Below are 21,139 nucleotides of genomic sequence, written 5' to 3' on the forward strand. Positions count from 1 at the left end.
AGCTTCAAAACGGGATGCGTTTTCCGGTTGAGGCATCTTGCGGAAAATGCATCCCGGAATCGTCGCTCAGACCGGGACGCATTTTCCCGATCGACCCTCTGCGAGAAACTGTATCCCACCTTGAGGGGCAAAACTGGGACGCGGTTTCCGGTCCGGGCATCAAAACGAAGTTGCGGTGGAATAGTTCCTGCTTGGGGCTTTAACCAGCAAAAACAGGAACTATTTCACCGCAAGTTATGAGGGACGGGAGGGACTGGCCCTCTTACTCTTACAGATGGCGCTCCAGGAAGCGGAAGGCTAGGCGAATCCAAGGGCGAACCGCCACCTGCTTGTCCTCGTTGTCGACCGCGGTATTGGCATTGCCGAGCGAAAGGCCGTGACCGCCTTGGTCAAAGACGTGCATCTCGCAAGCGACGCCCTCCTCGGCCATACGCTGAGCAAACGGATAGACCTGCGCGATCGGCGCCGTTTTGTCATCGGACACGCCCCACACAAAGGTCGGCGGCATCTGACGCGAAACATGCGTGGTAGGGCAGATATCGGCCAGGTGCTCTTCGGTGGCCTCGCCGCCGGTCACCATCGACAGGTAGTCGTTGAGCAAATCGCGCCCCGTCTTGCCCCCTGTCTTGGGCACGCGCAAGTCGATGCGCGGATCGCGCGTCTGCATGTCGCGGACATAGGCAAAGTCGAGCAATGGATAGCCCAGCACCACGGCATCGGGACGAATGTCGTCCGGACGCGCCCCGGCAAGTGCCGCGAAGGGGCCGGTCTTCCATTGCGTTGCCAGCGAAGCGCAGATCATGCCACCCGCCGAGAATCCCACGACGCACACGCGCTTGGGATCGACATGCCACTCGTCGGCATTCGCACGAACCGTGGCGACCATCTTGGCAAGATCTGCCTGGGGGTGCGGAAAGCTCACGTCACCCGTGCCACTCGTGACATAGTTGAGAACAAAGGCCTGGTACCCGTGATCCAAAAATGCAAACGCCACCGGGTCCTGCTCGTGCGGAGCGATGTGCGTAAACGCGCCTCCGCCGCAGATGATCACTGCCGGGCGACGACCATTGGGCTTGCCGGGCAGCGGTTCGGCCCCCATATAGGTAAACGTCGCCGGATATTCCTCGGTCGGCTCCTCGCCCCACAGCGCATGGCTCTCGACGATCATATATGCTCCCTTCGCGCGATTCGTGCGCACGTTATGTATCGCCTTCAAGCGTACCCCACTTGGACGCACGGCATCGAAATGTATCCGCAATAAGTTCCCTTCAACTGATATATCACATAATCCCAGCTCAGGGCCGTCGTTGAGCAGCGTAAAATAGAGACGCTGACCGAGCCGGTAACACACACGAAACGTTTCCGGCAAAACTACGCGTGCGCTACATGCGCACTTGATACGTTGGAGGCATCTATGGGTCTACTCGATTCGCTCAAGTCCACGTTCAACTCGTCGGGCGAGGCGTCCGTACCGCCCGCAGCAAGCTTCGCCACCCGCGAAGGCGTCATCTACGCTCCCGTTAACGGTGTGCTCGTCAATCTAAACGAGATTCCCGACGAGACCATCGCCTCGGGTATGCTCGGCCAGGGCTACGGCATCGAGCCCATCACCGGCACCATCTATGCGCCCGCTAACGGCCGCATCGGCGCCACCACCGTCACCAACCACTCTATTGGCATGATCACCGAGGACGGCATTCGTGTGTTCATCCATGTCGGCCTGGGCACCGTACAAATGAACGGCAAGGGCTTTGCCCGCTTTGTCGAGATGGGCGATGTGGTCAAGGCAGGCCAGCCGCTCATCAGTTTCGACCGCGATGCCATTAAGGCCGCTGGTCACGAGGACATCGTGACCGTCATCATCTCCGAGCTCGATCGTCTTAAGAGCATCGACCATGTCGGCGAGTCTGGAACGCTTATCGGCGGCAACCCGCTCGTCAAGCTGGGCGACCCGCTGCTGGTGGCTAAGACCAAGTAACGAGTCCTGCGCCGTACAGCCAATAGGCAACACGCCAAGCGCCCACGACCATCTGGCCGCGGGCGCTTTTCGTTTGAAAACCGTCCCGTCAATACCTTATCTGTATAGCCCAAATGAGCCGAGCTGCTAGAATATCGAACTATATGGATAACTATCATTCAACCGTTATGGGAGGATACGTGAACCGCACCAAAATCGCGCAGCTCTATGCCGATGCCGAGTCGCTCGGCGGCAAGACCGTCACTGTCGCCGGCTGGGTCAAGTCCGTCCGCGACATGAAGAACTTTGGCTTCGTCACGCTCAACGACGGCAGCTGCTTCCGCGACCTGCAGGTCGTCATGAACCGCGAGACGCTCGGCAACTACGACGAGATCGCCCACCAAAACGTCTCGGCTGCACTCATTTGCACCGGCACCGTCAAGCTGACCCCCGATGCCCCCCAGCCTTTCGAGCTTTCTGCCACCTCCATCGAGGTAGAGGGCACGAGCGCCCCGGACTACCCGCTGCAGAAGAAGCGCGCAACCGTCGAGTTCCTGCGTACCCAGCAGCACCTGCGCCCGCGCACCAACCTGTTCCGCGCTGTGTTCCGCATCCGCTCTGTCGCGGCTGCCGCCATCCACCGCTTCTTCCAAGAGCAGGGCTTTGTCTACGTCAACACCCCCATCATCACCACGAGTGACTGCGAGGGCGCCGGCGAGATGTTCCGCGTGACCACGCTCGACCCCAAAAATCCGCCTCTCACCGAGTCCGGAGAGGTCGACTGGAGCCAGGACTTCTTTGGCAAGCACGCAAGCCTTACCGTGTCCGGCCAGCTCAATGCCGAGAACTTTGCCATGGCCTTTGGCGACGTGTACACCTTTGGCCCCACCTTCCGCGCCGAAAACTCCAACACCACGCGCCACGCCGCCGAGTTTTGGATGATTGAGCCCGAGATGGCCTTTGCCGACCTGAACGACTACATGGATAACGCCGAGGCCATGCTCAAGTACGTTCTTAAGGACGTTATGGCCACTTGCCCCGACGAGCTCAACATGCTCAACAAGTTTGTGGACAAGGGCCTGATCGAGCGCCTGAACCACGTGGCCAACTCCGACTTTGCCCGCGTCACCTACACCGAGGCCGTCGAGATCCTGGAGCAGGCCGTCGCTGCCGGTCACAAGTTTGACTATCCTGTCAGCTGGGGCATTGACCTGCAGACCGAGCACGAGCGCTTCCTGACCGAGGAGCACTTTAAGCGCCCGACCTTCGTGACCGACTACCCGGCCGAGATCAAGGCCTTCTACATGCGCATGAACGACGACGGCAAGACCGTCGCCGCCGCCGACTGCCTGGTTCCCGGTATCGGCGAGATTATCGGCGGCTCCCAGCGCGAGGAGCGCCTGGATCTGCTCGAGGCCCGCATCAAGGACCTGGGCATGGCCCCCGAGCAGTACAAGTACTACCTTGACCTGCGCCGCTATGGCTCCTGCAAGCACGCCGGCTATGGCCTGGGCTTCGAGCGCTTGGTAATGTACCTGACGGGCGTGGGCAACATCCGCGACGTCCTTCCGCACCCCCGCACCGTGGGCAACGCCGATTTCTAATCGCCACAGCTCCGCCCCGCGCGTTACAGCGTGTCGCACCAGCGCCTCTCGGCAAGCCGAGGGGCGCTTTTTTCAACAGCATCCGTCAGGCTTTTGTCAAGTTTTTGGTCAGCTGAGCAGGGCTGTTGAAAACTCGATCCGCCGCTTGCCGACGACTACCGACCACCCAGAGTGCCCTGCGCCCCTAAGCAAACCCCGTGTCCTAGGCTCCGTAGCGTCATCACCCAAAAACGGAAAGGACGTGAACGCAATGGCCAAACCCGCTGTTGAGAACTACGAGGCCACGACCAGGGGTGCTGCTTCCATGGCAGCCTATCGCGCTGTGCGCATCCTGCAACTCTTAAGCGAGCATACCGGTGAGGACAAAGCGCTTCCTCCCGATGAGCTGATCGAGCGTCTCGCCCATCCCGACGACCCCGCTCGCATGCCCATCTCGGCAGCGCGGCGCAGTATCCATACCGCGATTTCCGCCCTGCGACATGCCGGATACGAGATTGAGTACAAGCGCGGCGCGGGTTACCGACTTCTCACCCGACCGCTCTCCGACGAGGAAATCATTCGACTCCATGGCATGGTCATGCGCAACCGCTCCACACCCATCGCGACCAGGAAAAGCATAGCGCGCCATCTGGTCGCCATGGCAAGCGCCGACGTTCGCGGCTATCTCGATACGTCCGAGCCGGCACCAAGCTCAGAAGGCAAACCCGCCAAGGCCACACGACCGCCCGCCAAACGCATCGATACCTGCGAGCTCATCGAGCGGGCCATCGACCACGGAACCACGGTGAGCTTTGACATTTCAAGCGTCACGACACACGACAAGATCGAAGTGACGAGGATGACCGTTCGGCCTTTTGCCATCAAACAGCGAGACGGCGTCTCGTATCTGCTGGGAACGGTCGTCGACGGGCACGGCTCCGACGACACCCTACGCACCGTCGAGGTCGGCCGCATGAGAAACGTTAGCACGCGCCTGCTCGACGGCAAGAAGCTCTTTGCCGCGCTGGACGAGGGGGAGCGGCCCGCGCCCGCCGCCTAAGTCTTGCCGTTGCCCGCCGAATCCCCCGCCGTCCATCCGGTTCAGTATTAAAAAACCCGACAGGTTGTTGAAAAAATGGGCATCGGCGCTACTATAGACCCACTTGCACTTTGTTTGAGTGCAGTGTTTCCAGCAATTTCTATACTGGGGGTAATGACATGAACGACATCACCATCAGCCGCAGGAGCCTTCTGGTCTCCGCCGGTCTGCTCGCACTGGCCCCGCTCGCCGGATGCGGCGGCAACTCTGGTTCCGGCTCTGCAGCCGCCGGTTCCGACTACACCATCGGCGTTCTGCAGCTCACTGAGCACTCCGCGCTCGACGCCGCCAACGACGGCTTTGTCAAGGCCATCAAGAAGAGCGGACTCAAGGTCAAGATCGACCAGAAGAACGCCCAGAACGACCAGTCCACGTGTAAGTCCATCGCCGACAAGTTTGTGGGCGACAACGTCAACTTGATCTACGCCATCGCCACGCCTGCCGCACAGGCTGCCGCCGGCGCCACGGCCGATATCCCCATCGTGGGCTGCGCCATCACCGACTACGCCGCCTCCGGCCTGGTCCAGGACAACGACAAGCCCGGCACCAACGTCACCGGCGCCTCCGACCTCACCCCGGTCGCCGAGCAGCTCGAGATGATGCAAAAGGTCCTGCCCGACGTTAAAAAGGTCGGACTGCTCTACTGCACCGCCGAGTCCAACTCCGACGTCCAGATCAAGGCCGCCAAGAAGGAACTCGACAAGCTGGGCCTGGAGTACACCGATTTCACCGTCTCGAGCTCCAACGAGATCCAGTCCGTCGTCGAGTCTGCCGTGGGCAAGGTCGACGCGCTCTACTCTCCCACTGACAACACTATCGCCGCGGGCGCTTCGCAGGTCGGTCAGATCTGCAAGGAGAACAAGCTTCCCTTTGTGACCGGCGAGGAGGGCATGTGCATGGCCGGCGGCCTGTTCACCCTTTCCATCAACTATGAGGACCTGGGCTACGCCGCGGGCGAGATGGCCGTTAAGATTCTGAAGGGCGAGGCCAAGCCCGAGGATATGCCGATCAAGCACCTCCCAAGCAAGGATCTGGTCGTCATCAAGAACGACGAGATGGCCGAGGCCCTGGGCATCGACCTTTCCGCTCTAGACGAGTAGCGCCATGCGCGGTAACGCAGCTAGGCACGCGCTTGCGCCATAGCTGCGTTATTCAATATCTGAGTCATTGGGGCGAACGCTAAAGACCGGCGTTCGCCCTGCTTGTTTTTGGTAAAACAAAATGTCCGTCCGCTGCTCTTTTATGCATTGGTACCGCTATTATGGAAAATCACGTGTCCACCCTATCCTAGGAGGTATGAAGCATGCTCATTGCGTTGCAGGGCGCCGTTTCGCAGGGTGTCCTCTGGGGCATTATGGTGCTTGGCGTGTTTATCACGTTCCGCCTGCTCGACATCCCCGATATGACCTGTGACGGCAGCTTTGCCCTCGGCGGCTGCGTCTGCGCCGTGCTCATCGTCAACAACAATGTCGACCCGTTGCTCGCCGTTTTGGCCGGCATGTGCGCCGGCGCCATTGCGGGCGCGGTCACGGGCATTCTGACCACCGTCTTTGAGATTCCCGCGATCCTCGCCGGAATCCTCACCCAGATCAGCCTGTGGTCCATCAACCTGCGCATCATGGGCAAATCCAACACGCCCATCCTTGCCAAGGGCACCGTGTTCTCGGCCGTCAGCAATATGACGGGCCTGCCGCAGTCCGCCGTTGCCATCATCCTGGGCGTCTTGCTCGCCGTGGCCATCGTTGCCATCCTGTATTGGTTCTTTGGCACCGAGATCGGCTCGGCGCTGCGCGCCACCGGCAACAACGAGTACATGATCCGTGCCCTGGGCGTCAACACCAACTCCACTAAGATGATCGCCCTCGTGCTCTCCAACGCCCTCATTGGCCTTTCGGGCGCGCTCATCTGCCAGAGCCAGAAGTACGCCGACATTGGCATGGGCACCGGCGCCATCGTTATCGGTCTCGCCGCCATTGTTATCGGCGAGGTGCTCGGCCGCCTGCTGCCCGGCGGTCTCACGCAGTTTAGCGTCCGTCTTGCCTCCGCCGTCTTTGGCTCCGTAGTGTACTTCCTCATCCGCGCCATCGTGCTGCAGCTGGGCATGGACGCCAACGACATGAAGCTGCTCTCCGCCGTGATTGTCGCTGTGGCCCTATGCGTGCCCGTGGTTTGGGAGCGCTATAAGCTCCGCAGCTCCTACACGAAGGGGGATGAGGCAGATGCTTAAGCTCTCGCACGTCAAGAAGACCTTTAACAAGGGCACCGTCACCGAAAAGCGCGCTCTTACCGGCGTCGACCTTACCCTCAACGATGGCGACTTTGTAACCGTGATTGGCGGCAACGGCGCCGGCAAGTCCACGCTGCTCAACATGATCGCCGGCGTGTATCCGCTCGATTCGGGCGTTATCGAGCTCGACGGCACCGACATCTCGCGTCTGAGCGAGTCGCAGCGTGCCAAGTACCTGGGCCGCGTGTTCCAGGACCCCATGCGCGGCACCGCAGCCGACATGCAAATTGCCGAGAACCTGGCACTCGCCAAGCGTCGCGGCCAGCGTCGCGGCCTTTCGTGGGGCGTCACCAAGGCCGAGAAGGACGAGTACGTCAAGCTGCTCAAACGCCTGGACCTTGGTCTGGACACGCGCCTCAACGCCAAGGTCGGCCTACTCTCGGGCGGCCAGCGCCAGGCACTCACCCTGCTCATGGCCACGCTCACCAAGCCGCGCCTGCTGCTGCTCGACGAGCATACCGCGGCACTCGACCCCAAGACGGCCTCTAAAGTGCTCAATCTGACCGAGGAGATCGTCGACGAGAACCACCTGACCACGCTCATGGTCACGCATAACATGAACGACGCTATCCGTCTGGGCAATCGCCTGATCATGATGCACGAGGGCCACGTAATCTACGACGTGGCGGGCGATGAGAAGAAATCGCTCACCGTGGCCGACTTGCTTCAGAAGTTCGAGGAGGTCTCGGGCGGCGAGCTCGCCAACGACCGCATGCTGCTGAGCTAAACCTACCAAAAAGGGACAGGTTTGTTTTGGCAGGTTTTATCTGCGCAGACGTCAAAACCGCCGCAAAGGGACAGACACCTTTGCGGCGGTTTTCGCATATTATGTCGATAATCCAGCGTCAGCAGGGACCACTGGTTAAGAACTAAAGAAACTGCCATGAGAGGATCTCTTCCTCGTCTTGCTTGACCGCCGCACTCCTTGCCGGCGTACTCGCCGGCGCCCCAGCTTACGCCACCGCGGACGCCCCATCTCAAGTTATCGGCCCGTCCGTTGTGATCGGACGGGCTTTTTGGTGGGTATCATGGTTGAACGATCTTGAGGAGGTTTTCCCTACATGGAATTGTTTGAGCCGATTCTTCATTTCTTTGAGCAGCGGTGGGTCCACAACATCATCTGGGCTGGCATCTTGGCGATAGGCACCGCCGTCGCCGCCAAAGTCGTTTCCAAGACGCTGCGTCACCTGCTCAACCGCGACGATAACCCGCTTCCGGCATCGAGTATCTTCATCAACATTGCGCGCGCCGTCATCTGGATGATCGGCGGCAGTTTTATCCTCGACAACTGCTTTGGCATTAACGCAAACGCGCTCGTCGCCGCTCTTGGCGTCGGCGGCATTGCCATCTCGCTCGGCTTTCAGGACACGCTGTCGAACCTTATCGGCGGCATGCAGGTGACCTTTATGGGCATCATCAAGCCCGGCGACAATATCGAGGTCGGCGGCGTGTCGGGCGTGGTCCAGGACATCACCTGGCGCCACACGACCATCGAGGATGCCTACGGGCAGACCATCATTGTGCCCAACTCCAACATCTCCAAGGACACGCTCGTGCATCTGATGCCCTTTGGGCGCGTGGCCGTGCCCGTTGCCGTAAAGGACACGTCTAAATGGGCTTCCCTTGACGCGCTGGCAGACGAGCTGACCAGCGCCACCAAGGCCGCCGTGCTTCCCATCTCGGGCTTTGACCAGGAGCCCTACGTGCTCTTTAGCGAAATCGGCGACTTTGGCATCAAGGGCAAGATCATCTTTATCGTCAGTGACGACAGCACCACACTCACCGCTGCCGACGCCTGCATCCGCGCTATCGCTCCCATCATCGCCTAAAGCACCACAAAGGGGACAGTGAACTGCCTCCCATTTCTTTGACATCGGAAAATGGGAGGTTTTCATTCGTGGTACCATAGTTCATACAGTTGTTTAAACGACTAAGGGAGCAAACTATGGAAGAGGCCTACCGTCAAGCACGCAAGCGCGGCGAGCAAGGACGTCGACGCGCCATTAGCCAAAGCGAGCATCCATACCTTACGGACCTCGACAGTTTGGTTGCTCAGCTCCCCTTAGGTCAGCGAGAGAATGTCGGCCTGCGGGATATTCCGCTCGAAATGGTTGTCGGCACGGTTACCAAGGGCCGTCAGTCCGCCTTTTCATGCAACTTTATGCCCCTGCTGCCGTTTAGCACCGAGTTCGCCCGCAAGTGGTCCAACCTCTACGACATTCAGGTAACCGAGGGCTATCGCGACCCCATCATCGTCACCGAGTTCATGCATAGGTTCTATGTCCAGGAGGGCAACAAGCGCGTCAGCGTCCTCAAATTCCTGGACGCCCCGACGGTTTCGGCCAAGGTCACCCGCCTCTACCCCGGCAAATGGGATTCCGTCGAAAGTCGCCTGTACGGCGAGTTCTGCGCGTTTTGGCGTGTCTGCCCCCTATACGAGATCGAGTTCTCGCGCGAAGGAAGCTACGAAACGCTCGCCAAGATGCTCGGTCAGAACCTTATCGAAAAATGGCCCCAAAAAAAGGTCGATTACCTGCGCCACACCTTCCTACTCTTTAAGCGCGCCTACCTTCGCGCGGGCGGCGACCACCTGGACATTACGCCAGCCGACGCCATGCTCGTGTACCTCAATGTGTACAACCAGGACCGCCTGCTGGATACGCCGACGGATATCGTCGTAAACCGCCTGTGCAAGATTTGGCGCGAGCTGGTCATTGCCGGGAAAAGTGACGAGGACAAGGTCGATCTTGTCGAAGCGCCAAACGTCGATGAGGAGGAGTCGCCCGCCAAGTCCACCTCCGGTATGCTCAACTTCTTTATGGGCAAGACCGTCTATTCGGCGGCCAACCCCCTGCGCATCGCCTTTATCCATGAATTCACCTGTGCGACGTCGAGCTGGGACAGCCTGCACGACCAAGGGCGTCAGTATCTCGATGAGCACTTTGGAGGTATCGTGCGCACCGAGGCGTTTGAGGACTGTCACGATCCGGACGTGTTCTACGCCGCCGTGGAAACGGCAGTCAAACATGGAGCAAACGTCATCTTCTCGACCTCGCACCGCCTGATGGAATACACGCTCAGGGCTGCCGTTGAATATCCCCGGGTTCGGTTCCTTAACTGCTCCATCGGCCTTCCCCACCAAAGCGTCCGTTCGTACTTTGGCAAGATGTACGAAGCCAAGTTTCTCCTGGGCGCCCTTGCCGCCAGCATGGCGGACAACCACCGCATCGGTTACCACGCGTCGGTCTTCGCCTCGGGCGCACTCAGCGAGATCAACGCCTTTGCGATTGGCGCCTCGCTGCTCGACCCCCGTGCGCAAATTATCCTAACCTGGGGCGATGTGCCCGCCGGAGGCCTTGCCGAGGCCATGTGCCGCGAAGGCGTGAGCGTCATGACCGGCGCCGATATGTCAAAGTCGCTCGAAGACCCCACGGCCTACGGACTCCACCGTCTGGTCGATGGCAAGGTCGTCGGCATTGCCATGCCGGTATGGAACTGGGGCCGATACTACGAGCTTATCGTGCGAAGTCTACTGCATGGCACCTGGGATGAGACCAGTGACGACAGCCAGCTTCGCGCCGTCAACTACTGGTATGGCATGAGCTCGGGCGTTATCGATATTCGCTACGCTCCGGGTCTGCCCTATCAGACGCGCAAGCTTGTTCAGCTCCTCCGCAATGGCATCGTCGAGGGCTCCATCAATCCATTTGGCGGCGAGCTCCATAGCCAAGACGGCGTGGTGCAGATTGAGGGCTTTCCCCCACTGCCGAGCACGCAAATCGTCGAGATGGACTGGCTGGCAGACAACGTGGTGGGCACCATTCCGCAGCCTGACGATGAGCCGAAGGTCCGTGCTCTATGAAAATCCTTGCCATAGCCGATACCGAAGAGCGATGCCTGTGGGAGTGCTTTCGCAAGGAACGCTTTGAGGGTGTCGACCTGATTTTGTCCGCTGGTGATCTGGACCCGGACTATCTTGAGTTTTTGGTTACGGTCATCAACAGACCGCTCATCTACGTGCGTGGCAATCACGATGACCGCTACGCGCGTCATGCACCGGGCGGCTGCATCTGTGTCGAAGACACCGTGTACGTGTATCGCGGCGTCCGCATTGCGGGGCTTGGCGGCTCCATGCGCTACCGAGATGGCGCTAACATGTACACCGAGCACGAGATGGCCAAGCGCGTGCGCAAGCTGTCCCGCAAAGTGAGGATGGTCGGCGGCTGCGACATCTTGCTCACCCATGCGCCCGCCGCCGGCATGGGCGATCTGGACGATCTGCCGCATCGGGGATTCGAATGCTTTAACACAGCGCTCCAGACATGGAATCCCGACTACATGGTGCACGGGCATGTGCACCAATGCTATGTTCGCGACTTTCAACGCGAACGCCAGCACGCATGCGGGGCAACGATCATCAACGCCTGCGGCTATACGCAGTTTGAGCTGGACGAGGCGCGCTACCCCATCCGTGGATGGCAGGCAGCCTGGCTCAATTCGCAAACCATGCGCCGCGAACTCAAGCGCCACGAGGCAATCGAGTCCTCAACCGCCAGAACCCCCTGGTAACCACCACAAAGGGGACAGGTGCCTTTGTGGTGGTTCCGGACATCTCGACGCTACAGTGCGGCGATGACCTTATCGCCCATCTGGGTCGTGCCGAGGATCTTATCGGCAGGGGTACTGGCATCGGCAATGTCGCGGGTGCGCCAGCCTTCATCAAGCACACGTGCCACGGCATTTTCGATCCAAGCAGCCTGCTCACCCATGTCGAGCGCGTACGTGAGCAGCATTGCCGCCGACAGGATCTGCGCGAGCGGGTTAGCGATACCGAGCCCCGCGATGTCGGGCGCGCTGCCGGCGCTCGGCTCAAACAGCGACACACCATCGCCCAGCGAAGCCGAGGCAAGCATGCCGAGCGATCCGGTAATCTGCGCCGCCTCGTCGGAGAGAATGTCGCCGAACATGTTCTCCGTAACTACGACGTCAAAGTCGGCCGGCCGGTTAATGAGCTGCATGGCGGCGTTGTCGACGAGCAGGTCCTCAAGCTCTACATCTGGATACTCCTCGTCATGCACGCGATGCACGACCTCACGCCACATGCGGCTCGTCTCCAATACATTGCGCTTGTCCACGCTTGTCACCTTGCCGCGGCGCTTGCGAGCTGCCTCGAACGCCTGACGGGCGATGCGCTCAACTTCGTACTCGCGGTACTCCATTACGTCAACCGCGCGCTGGCCAGCCACACCGTCGGTGCCCGCACCGCCCTCGTCATAAAAGCGCTCGTGCTTGCCAAAGTAAATGCCACCGGTAAGTTCGCGGACGAGTACCATGTCAACACCCTTGATGACTTCGGGACGAAGCGTCGATGCGCTGGCAAGTGCGTCGTAGATTTTTACAGGGCGAAGGTTGGTATAGAGGCCGAGTTCTTTGCGGATACGCAGCAAGCCTTGCTCGGGGCGCGGGGCCGCCGGATCGGTCGAATCCCACTTTGGGCCACCGACGGATGCCAACAGCACGGCGTCCGACGCCTTTGCCGCCGCAAGAGTTTCATCGGGCAGCGGATTGCCGCACGCATCGATCGCCGCGCCACCAATCAGGTGATCCTCAAAGGCAAACTCTACGCCGGCGCGCTTGCCCACGGCAGCCAGCACCTTCTTACCCTCGGCAATGACCTCGGGCCCAATGCCGTCACCAGGAAGACAGCAGATCTTATAGGTCTTCTTCACGTTGCAACTCCAGCTCTCGCTACTCGGCCCGTTTGCAAACGGATTATCCAGCTTGACCGTCATAATCGCTTACGCCTCCTGACCCTTTGCCGCGACAATCTTGGCACGCGTGCGCGCAACCAAACCGCCGGCCTCGATAATCTCGGCAATAAATGGCGGGAACGGCTCAGCTGTAAAAGTCTCGCCAGTACGCTCGTTGGTGATGACACCCGCATCGGTATCGACCTTCACGGTATCGCCGGCACAAATCGCATCGACGGCTTCGGGGCACTCCATAATGGGCAGGCCCACGTTAATGGCATTGCGATAGAAGATGCGTGCGAAGCTCTTGGCAATAACACACGACACTCCTGCAGCCTTAATGGCAACCGGGGCATGCTCACGCGAAGAACCGCAACCAAAGTTCCCCTCAGCCACAATGATGTCACCGGGCCTCACGGCAGAGGCAAACGCGGGATCAATATCCTCCATAGCATGCGCCGCCAAGTGCGCATGGTCGGACGAGTTCAGATACCGAGCAGGAATGATGACATCCGTATCAACATCACGACCATATCGAAAAACCGAACCTTCAAAGTTCATATCATTCTCCGTTCAAACATGGAATGCGGGGGATTTGATATTTACTTACTTACTCGGACAGTCCTGCTCGCACGGAGAGCACATTAAGTGCTCTCCGGCTCGTGCGTAACTCGACGCAAGCAAATATCAAATCCCTCGTTCGCGTTTCGGCTACAAAAAAGCTAATGGTAAGTTAGCGTTCGCCTTCGGCGAACAAAAAAGTGCCAGGACTGTCCGCCGTAGCGAGCAAAGGTCGAAGGACCCCGTAGCCCCTACAGGTCAGACGGCAAGCATATGTGCCCCGCCACGGCAGAAGCAGCCGCCACGGCCGGCGAGGCCAGATAGACCTCGGACGTGGGGTCGCCCATACGGCCGACAAAGTTGCGGTTGGTCGTAGAAACGCAACGCTCCCCCGCCGCCAAGATGCCCATGTAGCCGCCCAGGCACGGACCGCACGTGGGCGTGGAGAACACACAGTTGGCATCTAGGAAAATGTCGGTCAATCCCTCCTTCATGCACTGGCGGAAGACCGCCTGGGTCGCCGGAATCACGATGCAACGCACCCCGTCGGCAACCTTATGGCCGCGCATGACTTCGGCCGCAGCACGCATATCCTCGATACGTCCGTTGGTGCACGAGCCGATTACCGCCTGGTCGATCATGATGTGACGGCTCTCGCTCACCGGATGGGTGTTGCTAGGCAGATACGGCCACGATACACACGGCTTAATGTCGGCCGCGTCAATGGCAATAACCTGGGCATACTCGGCGTCTGGATCGGCGTGATACTCAACGTAATCACGCTCGCAGCGTCCCTTGAGCCAGGCGCGGGCAACATCATCGACCTCGATAATGCCCGCCTTGCCGCCCGCTTCGATCGCCATGTTCGAAATTGTCATGCGACCTTCCATCGACAGGCCCTCGATGGTGCTGCCGGCAAACTCCATGGCCTGGTACAGGGCACCGTCCACGCCGATCATGCCGATAATGTGCAGGATGATGTCCTTGGCGGTAGCACCGTCCTCAAGCTCGCCGTTAATCTCAAAGCGAATCGTCGGCGGAACCTTAAACCATGCGCGCCCCGTGGCAATGCCCACGCCGGCGTCTGTTGAGCCCACGCCGGTCGAAAACGCACCCAAGGCGCCATACGTGCAGGTATGCGAGTCGGCACCGATAATCAGATCGCCCGGGACCACCACGCCGCGCTCGGGCAGCAGGGCATGCTCAATGCCCGCGCAGCCTTGCTCGTAATAGTGCGTCACATGCTGCTCGTGCGCAAAATCTCGCATCTTTTTGGTCTGCTCGGCGCTCTTGATGTCCTTGTTGGGCGCATAGTGATCGGGCACCAGGCAAATGCGATCGCGATCAAATACCTCGGTGGCACCCAGCTCACGAAAGACATCGATCGCGATAGGTGCGGTAATGTCGTTGGCGAGCACAATGTCCAGGTCGCACTCGACCAGCTGGCCCGGCTTTACCTCATCGAGCCCGGCGTGTGCCGCCAAAATTTTCTCTGCTACGGTCATGGGACGTGCCATGTGATTCCCCTCTCGTACGGGCGCATGCCCGGCTGGTGCTTGTTACTTGCCCGCCTTGGAACGGTTGGTCTGAATCATGCGGTTAATAGCGTTGATGTAAGCCTTGGCCGAGCTCACGATAATGTCGGTATCCGCGCCGCGGCCGGTGTAGATCTTGCCGTCCTCGGCGGTGATGCGCACCGTCACCTCACCGATGGCGTCGATACCACGCGTAATGGCTTTAACGTTGAACTCCGTCAGCTCACCATGGGCAGAGATGGCCTTGTCAACCGCCTTGTAGGCCGCATCAACCGGACCAGTACCCGTCGAGCAAACCACCCGTGTCGCGCCGTCCTCGTCCGTGATGGTCGCCGTGGCCGTAGGAATAAGCGGGTCGCCGCAGGAAACTTGAAGCGCGTCGAGGGTGTAGATCGCCTTGACCTCGCGCTGGCGCTCCTGAATCATCGACTCCAGATCCTCGTCAAAGACCTCTTTCTTTTGATCTGCAATCTCCAAGAAGCGCTGATAGATCGACTCGAATTCCTCATCGCCAAACGTATAACCCAGCTCGGCGAGACGATGGCGCAGTGCCGCATGGCCCGAACGTGCCGAAAGGATAATCTCGGATCCCGCTGCACCCACGTCCTTGGGATCGATAATCTCGTAGGTGTCACGCGCCTTGAGCACGCCATCCTGATGAATGCCCGAGCTGTGTGCAAACGCATTAGCGCCCACAATGGACTTGTTGGGCTGCACATTAATGCCAGTGATTGAGCTGACGAGCTTAGATGCGCGCGTGAGCTCGGTCGTTACGATATCGGTATGTGCATCCAGATCCTGCTCGTGCATCCTCATGGCCATGACGACCTCCTCGAGCGCCGTGTTGCCCGCGCGCTCGCCCAAGCCGTTGATGGTGCACTCGATCTGCGTCGCGCCATTGCGGACGGCCTCGAGTGCAAGGGCTGTGGCCATGCCCAGATCGTTATGCGTGTGGACCGAAATCGTAACGTCCTCGATTCCGGCCACGCGCTCGCGTAGATCGCGAATACGGGCGCCAAACTCCCAGGGCATGTTATAGCCCGTGGTGTCCGGAATATTCACGACCGTAGCGCCGGCCTTGATCGCTGCCTCGAGAATGCGGACCAGGAACTCCTGATCGGAGCGGCCCGCATCCTCGGCATAAAACTCGACATCGTCGACAAACTTACGAGCGTGCTTTACGGCGTGAATAGCGCGCTCGATAGCCTCGTCTTCGGTCATATGGAGCTTGTCGCGCAAATGGCTGGGACTCACACCCAGACCGGTATGGATACGGGGCCTCTGAGCCGTCTTGAGGGCTTCTGCCGCTACTTGGATATCCTTATCGACCGCACGGGTGAGACCGCATACCGTGCACCGGTCACCCGCGATCTTGCCAATCTCCTGTACGGAACGATAATCACCGGGGCTCGAAATAGGAAATCCCGCCTCGATCACGTCGACATTCATACGTACCAGCTGGCGTGCAATAACGAGCTTTTCCTCGGTATTCATGCTGGCGCCGGGAGACTGCTCCCCGTCACGCAGCGTTGTGTCAAAGATTGCGATTTTGCGGCTCATGATTTCCTCCTGACAGGCTAAAGATACAGATGGCTTTCAGGAGAGATGGAGTGCCTCAAGATAGGATAATACCCGTGTCGCTCATCACGCCCAAAAGCGGCGGAAGATAGCGCACCCGGGTACAACTAATCGTTATAGCAAAATTACAACCCTAGCGCGCTATCCAATCTAGTAGCGCTAGGCCTAGGAGCTGCTGATTGTAATTGAACAAGTCTGGCTCCTTTCGGCCTCGGGTATTCACTACATTGGGCTAAAGTGTAACACAGTCAAAACGACGCTCAACGGGGATTTTGAACCAAAACCACCACAAAGGCGCCTATCTCCTTCGTGTTGGTTTTGGCCCGAAATAGCAAGGAACCCGGTCCTGCACGAGACAGAACCGGGTTCCTTTAGCAATGCTTGCTTTGCTCAGGCAGTAACTAGAAGTTACTCAGCCAGGAAGTCACGCTGGACAGCGGGATCGACCTTGACGCCAGGGCCCATGGTGGAAGACACAGAGATGGACTTGACGTACTTGCCCTTAGCAGAAGAGGGCTTGACGCGCAGGATCTCGGTGTACAGGGCAGCGTAGTTCTCAACGAGCTGCTGCTCAGAGAAGGACTTCTTGCCCAGGGGCACGTGGCAGATGCCATAACGGTCGGCGCGATACTCAACGCGGCCGGCCTTGAGCTCGGAGACCATCTTGGCGACGTCCATGGTCACGGTGCCGAGCTTGGGGTTCGGCATGAGGCCACGGGGACCAAGGATCTTACCGATGCGGCCAACCTTGGCCATCATGTTCGGCGTAGCGATAGCAGCGTCGAAGTTGATCTCGCCCTTCTGGATCTGGGCGACGAGCTCGTCGGAACCGATGATGTCGGCACCGGCAGCCTCGGCCTCACGGGCCTTCTCGCCCTCGGCGAAGACGGCAACACGAACGGTCTTGCCGGTGCCGTGGGGCAGGGAGATGGAACCACGGATGTTCTGGTCAGCCTTACGAGTATCGATGCCCAGACGGAAGTGGGCCTCGACGGTCTCGTCGAACTTGGCGGTGTCGAGCTCCTTGATGAGCTTGGCAGCCTGAAGGGGGGTGTAGAGCGTGGCGCGGTCGACCTTCTCGGCAGCGGCGTTATAGCTCTTACCATGCTTAGCCATGTGCATTACCTCCTGTGGTTAAACGGGCGTGAGCCCTCCCACATCGTATCGTGTGCCCTATTGCACACATTTAACGGGCGCCCCGGTCGGAGCACCCGTCGTTACCTAGAAAAACGCTACTCAGCGATGGTGACGCCCATGGAGCGGGCGGTACCGGCGATGATCTTCTTGGCGGCGTCAATGTCGTTGGCATTGAGGTCCGGCATCTTGATCTCGGCGATCTTGGTGAGCTGCTCCTGAGAGAGCTGGCCAACCTTGTCGGCCTGGGGCTTAGCGGAACCAGACTTGAGGTTCAGCTCCTTCTTGATGAGGTGAGCCGCCGGCGGAGTCTTGGTGATGAAGGAGAAGGACTTATCCTCGTAGACAGAGATCTCAACGGGGATAATGTCGCCCTTCTTGTCCTGCGTCTCGGCGTTAAAGGCCTGGCAGAACTGCATGATGTTCACGCCAGCAGCGCCCAGGGCGGGGCCGACGGGAGGAGCGGGGTTAGCGGCACCAGCAGGAATCTGGAGCTTAATGACGTTGGCAACCTTCTTCTCAGCCATGGTCATTCCTTTCGAATCACGAGTGTGAAGTACTTGCTATATCGTAAGCACGCACGTGTTAGAAGCACTCCTGAGATGAGCAGTCACAGAAGAAGCACGCTCGCGCGAACGGACGAAAACTTAAGCGATGACAGCGACCTGGTTAAAGTCAAGCTCGACCGGCGTCTCGCGGCCAAAGATCATCAGCGTGACCTTGAGCTTGCCTGCCTCGGCGTTAACCTCGGAGACCTTGCCATCAAAGTCGGTAAGCGGGCCATCGGTGACGCGGACGGACGTACCAACCTCAATATCAACCGACGTACGCTTGGGCGAATCGCCCTTACCGGGACGACGAGTCATCTTATTGTACTCGTCGCGGGAAAGCGGAGCGGGCTTGCCGTTGCCGCCCAGGAAACCGGTGACGCCGGGCGTGTTGCGAACACACGTCCATGCATCGTCATCCATCTCCATGCGAACCAGGACATAACCCGGGAAAATCTTAGAATCCTTGGTCTCGCGCTTGCCACCCTCTTTGATTTCGGTGACGCGCTCCATAGGAATCTCAATATCAAAGATACGATCCTGCATGCCCATGGTCTCGATGCGATGCTCGAGATCGGACTTAACGCGGTTCTCGTATCCAGAGTAAGTGTGGACGACGTACCAACGCTTAGACATGGTTTAGCCCCTCAATCCAGAGAACAGAGCAAGAGCCTCGCCAAAGCCAGCATCGAGCAAAGCGATGACGACGCCGACGACGATCAGAGAAGCGCAAACGACGACCGAGTAGTTCACGAGCTCCTTCTTATCGGGCCACGTGACACGCTTCATCTCGGACTTCACCGAAGCAAAATACTTCTTGGTGCGGGCGAAGAAACCGGGCTTCTCGTTCTTCTTGGACTTCGCAGCCTTCTCGCTCTTCTTGGCAACGGCCTTCTTGGCCTCAACCTTGGAGTTGGCGGCAGCTTTGTTGGCAGGCGCCTGCTGCTGTGCCTTCTTCTTGTTCTTCTTGTTGGCCATTTGGGTTACCTCCGCGCAATGCGCTTATACATGAGTAAACCGTAAGCCCCCAAATGGGAGCTTACGGAATAATGACTGGCACGCCAGGAAGGACTCGAACCCTCAACACTCGGTTTTGGAGACCGATGCTCTACCAATTGAACTACTGGCGTATGTGACTAGAGACTAGCGAGTCTCTTTGTGCAGCGTGTGGTGACGGCACCAGGGGCAATACTTCTTGATCTCCATACGATCAGGCATGTTCGCCTTGTTCTTAGTGGTCGTATAGTTGCGGCGCTTGCACTCAGTGCACGCAAGAGTAACTAGAGTACGCATGTATCCTGAACCTTTCATATCCGCCCCGTACGGGCACGAGTTGGTACTTTATCAGCTCTACGTAAGTGCTGTCAACGAAAACCTCGAATCAATTGGTTCTCGGTAGATCCATTCATATTTGGAACACATCAATGGAGCCAACGAGATCTAATCGATCCCTCACGCTCAACTTAAGAGCGAGCTAAGCGTAATCATCAGGCAAAAAGACCAGCGTAGAAAAGAACCCGGCACCCATATAAGTGCCGGGTTCTCTAAGTCAGCTGTATCAGAGAGCTAATTTACTCAATGATCGTGGAGACGATGCCCGAACCGACGGTGTGGCCACCCTCGCGGATAGCGAAGCGCAGGCCCTCCTCCATAGCGATCGGGTGAATGAGGTCGCCCTCGATGGTGATGTGGTCACCAGGCATAGCCATCTCGGTGCCCTCGGGGAGCTTGACCGTACCGGTAACGTCGGTGGTACGGAAGTAGAACTGAGGACGATAACCATCGAAGAACGGGGTGTGACGGCCGCCCTCCTCCTTGGTCAGAACGTAGATCTCACCGGTGAACTTGGTGTGCGGGGTAACCGAACCGGGCTTGCAGAGAACCTGGCCGCGCTCGATGTCCTCGCGCTTGATGCCGCGGAGCAGCAGACCGACGTTGTCGCCAGCCTCGCAGAAGTCCATGGACTTACGGAACATCTCGATACCGGTAACGACGGTGTTCTGGGTATCCTTGATGCCGACGATCTCGACGGGCTCGTTGAGCTTGAGCTCACCGCGCTCGACACGGCCGGTAGCAACGGTACCACGGCCGGAGATGGTCATAACGTCCTCAACGGCCATCAGGAACGGGAGGTCGTTGTCACGAGCAGGCGTCGGGATGTACTCGTCGACGGCAGACATGAGCTCGCGAATGGCGTCCATCCACTTGGCGTCGCCCTCGAGAGCGCCCAGAGCGGAACCACGGATGACGGGGATGTCGTCGCCGGGGAACTCGTACTCGGAAAGGAGCTCACGGGTCTCCATCTCGACGAGGTCGATGAGCTCGTCATCGTCGACCATGTCGCACTTGTTCAGGAAGACGACGATGTAGGGAACGCCGACCTGACGGGCGAGCAGGATGTGCTCGCGGGTCTGAGCCATGGGGCCGTCGGTAGCGGCGATGACCAGGATAGCGCCGTCCATCTGAGCAGCACCGGAGATCATGTTCTTGACGTAGTCAGCGTGGCCCGGGCAGTCAACGTGAGCGTAGTGACGGGCAGCAGTCTCGTACTCGACGTGGGAGACGGAGATCGTAATGCCGCGCTCGCGCTCCTCGGGAGCCTTGTCGATGTTCTCGAACGCAGTGAAGTCAGCCTTGCAGCCCTCGGTCTCGGAGAGAACCTTGGTGATGGCAGCGGTCAGCGTGGTCTTGCCGTGGTCGACGTGACCAATGGTGCCGATGTTAACATGCGGCTTAGTGCGCTCAAACTTCTCTTTGGCCATAAAGCCCTCCTCTAAACAGGTCGTCCCCGGACGGGACTATGCCTTTATACCATAGTGGCCTCTCAACATACTATTGAGAAGCCACCGTGTTACCTATGGTAGCGGTGACTGGATTCGAACCAGTGACGCCACGGGTATGAACCGTGTGCTCTAACCAACTGAGCTACACCGCCGGATGGAGCCTGCAACCAGACTTGAACTGGTGACCTCTTCGTTACCAACGAAGTGCTCTACCGACTGAGCTATACAGGCACTTGACGGGTGGGAGCTATAGGATTCGAACCTATGTAGGCAGAGCCAACGGGTTTACAGCCCGTCCCCATTAACCACTCGGGCAAACTCCCA

20 protein-coding genes and 4 tRNA genes are annotated in these 21,139 nt (G+C 59.0%); 9 read left to right on the forward strand and 15 right to left on the reverse strand.

The genetic code is table 11. The annotated features are described in order from the left end of the window. Positions 1-268: 268 nt before the first annotated feature. A complete protein-coding gene (locus ACQQ92_RS07390) occupies positions 269-1,168 on the reverse strand; it encodes an alpha/beta hydrolase (protein ID WP_427793558.1) in 900 nt (299 codons plus the stop codon). 246 nt (positions 1,169-1,414) lie between these two features. On the opposite strand from ACQQ92_RS07390, the gene ACQQ92_RS07395 reads away from it, so the two are divergent. From ACQQ92_RS07395 to ACQQ92_RS07435, 9 genes are all read left to right on the forward strand, one after another. Then, positions 1,415-1,978 (forward strand): PTS sugar transporter subunit IIA, encoded by a 564-nt coding sequence (locus ACQQ92_RS07395; protein ID WP_427796157.1) that lies wholly within the window; start codon positions 1,415-1,417, stop codon positions 1,976-1,978. A gap of 179 nt (positions 1,979-2,157) precedes the next feature. Then, positions 2,158-3,561: an asparagine--tRNA ligase gene (asnS, locus tag ACQQ92_RS07400; RefSeq protein ID WP_427796158.1), complete on the forward strand. Its 1,404-nt coding sequence runs from the start codon at positions 2,158-2,160 to the stop codon at positions 3,559-3,561. Between the two features lie 250 nt (positions 3,562-3,811). Beyond that, positions 3,812-4,600, forward strand: coding sequence for a hypothetical protein (locus tag ACQQ92_RS07405; protein WP_427796159.1), 789 nt, complete (start codon positions 3,812-3,814; stop codon positions 4,598-4,600). Between the two features lie 158 nt (positions 4,601-4,758). Further along, entirely contained in the window at positions 4,759-5,739 is a 981-nt protein-coding gene (locus tag ACQQ92_RS07410) for an ABC transporter substrate-binding protein (RefSeq protein WP_427747699.1), read from the forward strand. 203 nt (positions 5,740-5,942) lie between these two features. Continuing rightward, positions 5,943-6,866 carry an ABC transporter permease gene (locus ACQQ92_RS07415; protein WP_427796160.1) on the forward strand — a complete coding sequence of 308 codons (924 nt, stop codon included), beginning with the start codon at positions 5,943-5,945 and terminating at the stop codon, positions 6,864-6,866. Beyond that, on the forward strand, positions 6,859-7,653 hold the full coding sequence (locus ACQQ92_RS07420; RefSeq protein ID WP_117839998.1) for an ABC transporter ATP-binding protein: 795 nt from the start codon (positions 6,859-6,861) through the stop codon (positions 7,651-7,653). The genes ACQQ92_RS07415 and ACQQ92_RS07420 overlap by 8 nt, the downstream gene beginning before the upstream one ends. Positions 7,654-7,987: 334 nt before the next feature. Next, positions 7,988-8,755, forward strand: coding sequence for a mechanosensitive ion channel family protein (locus ACQQ92_RS07425; RefSeq protein WP_427718391.1), 768 nt, complete (start codon positions 7,988-7,990; stop codon positions 8,753-8,755). Between the two features lie 116 nt (positions 8,756-8,871). Next, on the forward strand, positions 8,872-10,788 hold the full coding sequence (locus tag ACQQ92_RS07430) for a BMP family ABC transporter substrate-binding protein (protein WP_427796161.1): 1,917 nt from the start codon (positions 8,872-8,874) through the stop codon (positions 10,786-10,788). After that, entirely contained in the window at positions 10,785-11,495 is a 711-nt protein-coding gene (locus ACQQ92_RS07435) for a metallophosphoesterase family protein (protein ID WP_427796162.1), read from the forward strand. Before ACQQ92_RS07430 ends, ACQQ92_RS07435 begins: the two co-directional genes overlap by 4 nt. Positions 11,496-11,545: 50 nt before the next feature. Here the strand turns inward: ACQQ92_RS07435 and leuB are convergent, their stop codons facing one another. The 14 genes from leuB to ACQQ92_RS07505 all read right to left on the reverse strand — a co-directional run bounded on the left by leuB (position 11,546) and on the right by ACQQ92_RS07505 (position 21,138). Then, positions 11,546-12,718 (reverse strand): 3-isopropylmalate dehydrogenase, encoded by a 1,173-nt coding sequence (gene leuB / locus ACQQ92_RS07440; protein ID WP_427796163.1) that lies wholly within the window; start codon positions 12,716-12,718, stop codon positions 11,546-11,548. 6 nt (positions 12,719-12,724) lie between these two features. Further along, positions 12,725-13,237, reverse strand: coding sequence for a 3-isopropylmalate dehydratase small subunit (locus ACQQ92_RS07445; RefSeq protein WP_427796164.1), 513 nt, complete (start codon positions 13,235-13,237; stop codon positions 12,725-12,727). A 251-nt stretch (positions 13,238-13,488) separates the two neighbouring features. Further along, positions 13,489-14,754 (reverse strand): 3-isopropylmalate dehydratase large subunit, encoded by a 1,266-nt coding sequence (gene leuC, locus ACQQ92_RS07450; protein WP_427796165.1) that lies wholly within the window; start codon positions 14,752-14,754, stop codon positions 13,489-13,491. Between the two features lie 42 nt (positions 14,755-14,796). Continuing rightward, a complete protein-coding gene (locus ACQQ92_RS07455) occupies positions 14,797-16,332 on the reverse strand; it encodes a 2-isopropylmalate synthase (protein ID WP_427796166.1) in 1,536 nt (511 codons plus the stop codon). A 426-nt stretch (positions 16,333-16,758) separates the two neighbouring features. Beyond that, positions 16,759-17,466, reverse strand: coding sequence for a 50S ribosomal protein L1 (rplA, locus tag ACQQ92_RS07460; RefSeq protein ID WP_154514750.1), 708 nt, complete (start codon positions 17,464-17,466; stop codon positions 16,759-16,761). Between the two features lie 116 nt (positions 17,467-17,582). Next, on the reverse strand, positions 17,583-18,011 hold the full coding sequence (gene rplK / locus ACQQ92_RS07465; RefSeq protein ID WP_022093893.1) for a 50S ribosomal protein L11: 429 nt from the start codon (positions 18,009-18,011) through the stop codon (positions 17,583-17,585). Positions 18,012-18,131: 120 nt separating this feature from the next. Next, positions 18,132-18,668 carry a transcription termination/antitermination protein NusG gene (gene nusG, locus ACQQ92_RS07470; RefSeq protein ID WP_427718370.1) on the reverse strand — a complete coding sequence of 179 codons (537 nt, stop codon included), beginning with the start codon at positions 18,666-18,668 and terminating at the stop codon, positions 18,132-18,134. Between the two features lie 3 nt (positions 18,669-18,671). Further along, positions 18,672-19,010 (reverse strand): preprotein translocase subunit SecE, encoded by a 339-nt coding sequence (gene secE, locus ACQQ92_RS07475; RefSeq protein WP_154514754.1) that lies wholly within the window; start codon positions 19,008-19,010, stop codon positions 18,672-18,674. Positions 19,011-19,086: 76 nt separating this feature from the next. Continuing rightward, positions 19,087-19,162, reverse strand: a tRNA-Trp gene (locus ACQQ92_RS07480). Between the two features lie 13 nt (positions 19,163-19,175). After that, positions 19,176-19,325, reverse strand: a complete 150-nt coding sequence (gene rpmG / locus ACQQ92_RS07485; RefSeq protein WP_102372646.1) for a 50S ribosomal protein L33 — start codon at positions 19,323-19,325, stop codon at positions 19,176-19,178. Between the two features lie 278 nt (positions 19,326-19,603). Then, positions 19,604-20,794: an elongation factor Tu gene (tuf, locus tag ACQQ92_RS07490; protein ID WP_154514756.1), complete on the reverse strand. Its 1,191-nt coding sequence runs from the start codon at positions 20,792-20,794 to the stop codon at positions 19,604-19,606. 96 nt (positions 20,795-20,890) lie between these two features. Continuing rightward, positions 20,891-20,967 (reverse strand) — tRNA-Met (locus tag ACQQ92_RS07495). A 3-nt stretch (positions 20,968-20,970) separates the two neighbouring features. Continuing rightward, positions 20,971-21,046, reverse strand: a tRNA-Thr gene (locus ACQQ92_RS07500). Positions 21,047-21,056: 10 nt separating this feature from the next. After that, a tRNA-Tyr gene (locus ACQQ92_RS07505) sits at positions 21,057-21,138 on the reverse strand. Position 21,139: the final 1 nt, after the last annotated feature.

The organism is Collinsella sp. SGI.241, from assembly GCF_050312955.1.
In the GTDB taxonomy this organism is placed as follows: Bacteria; Actinomycetota; Coriobacteriia; order Coriobacteriales; family Coriobacteriaceae; genus Collinsella.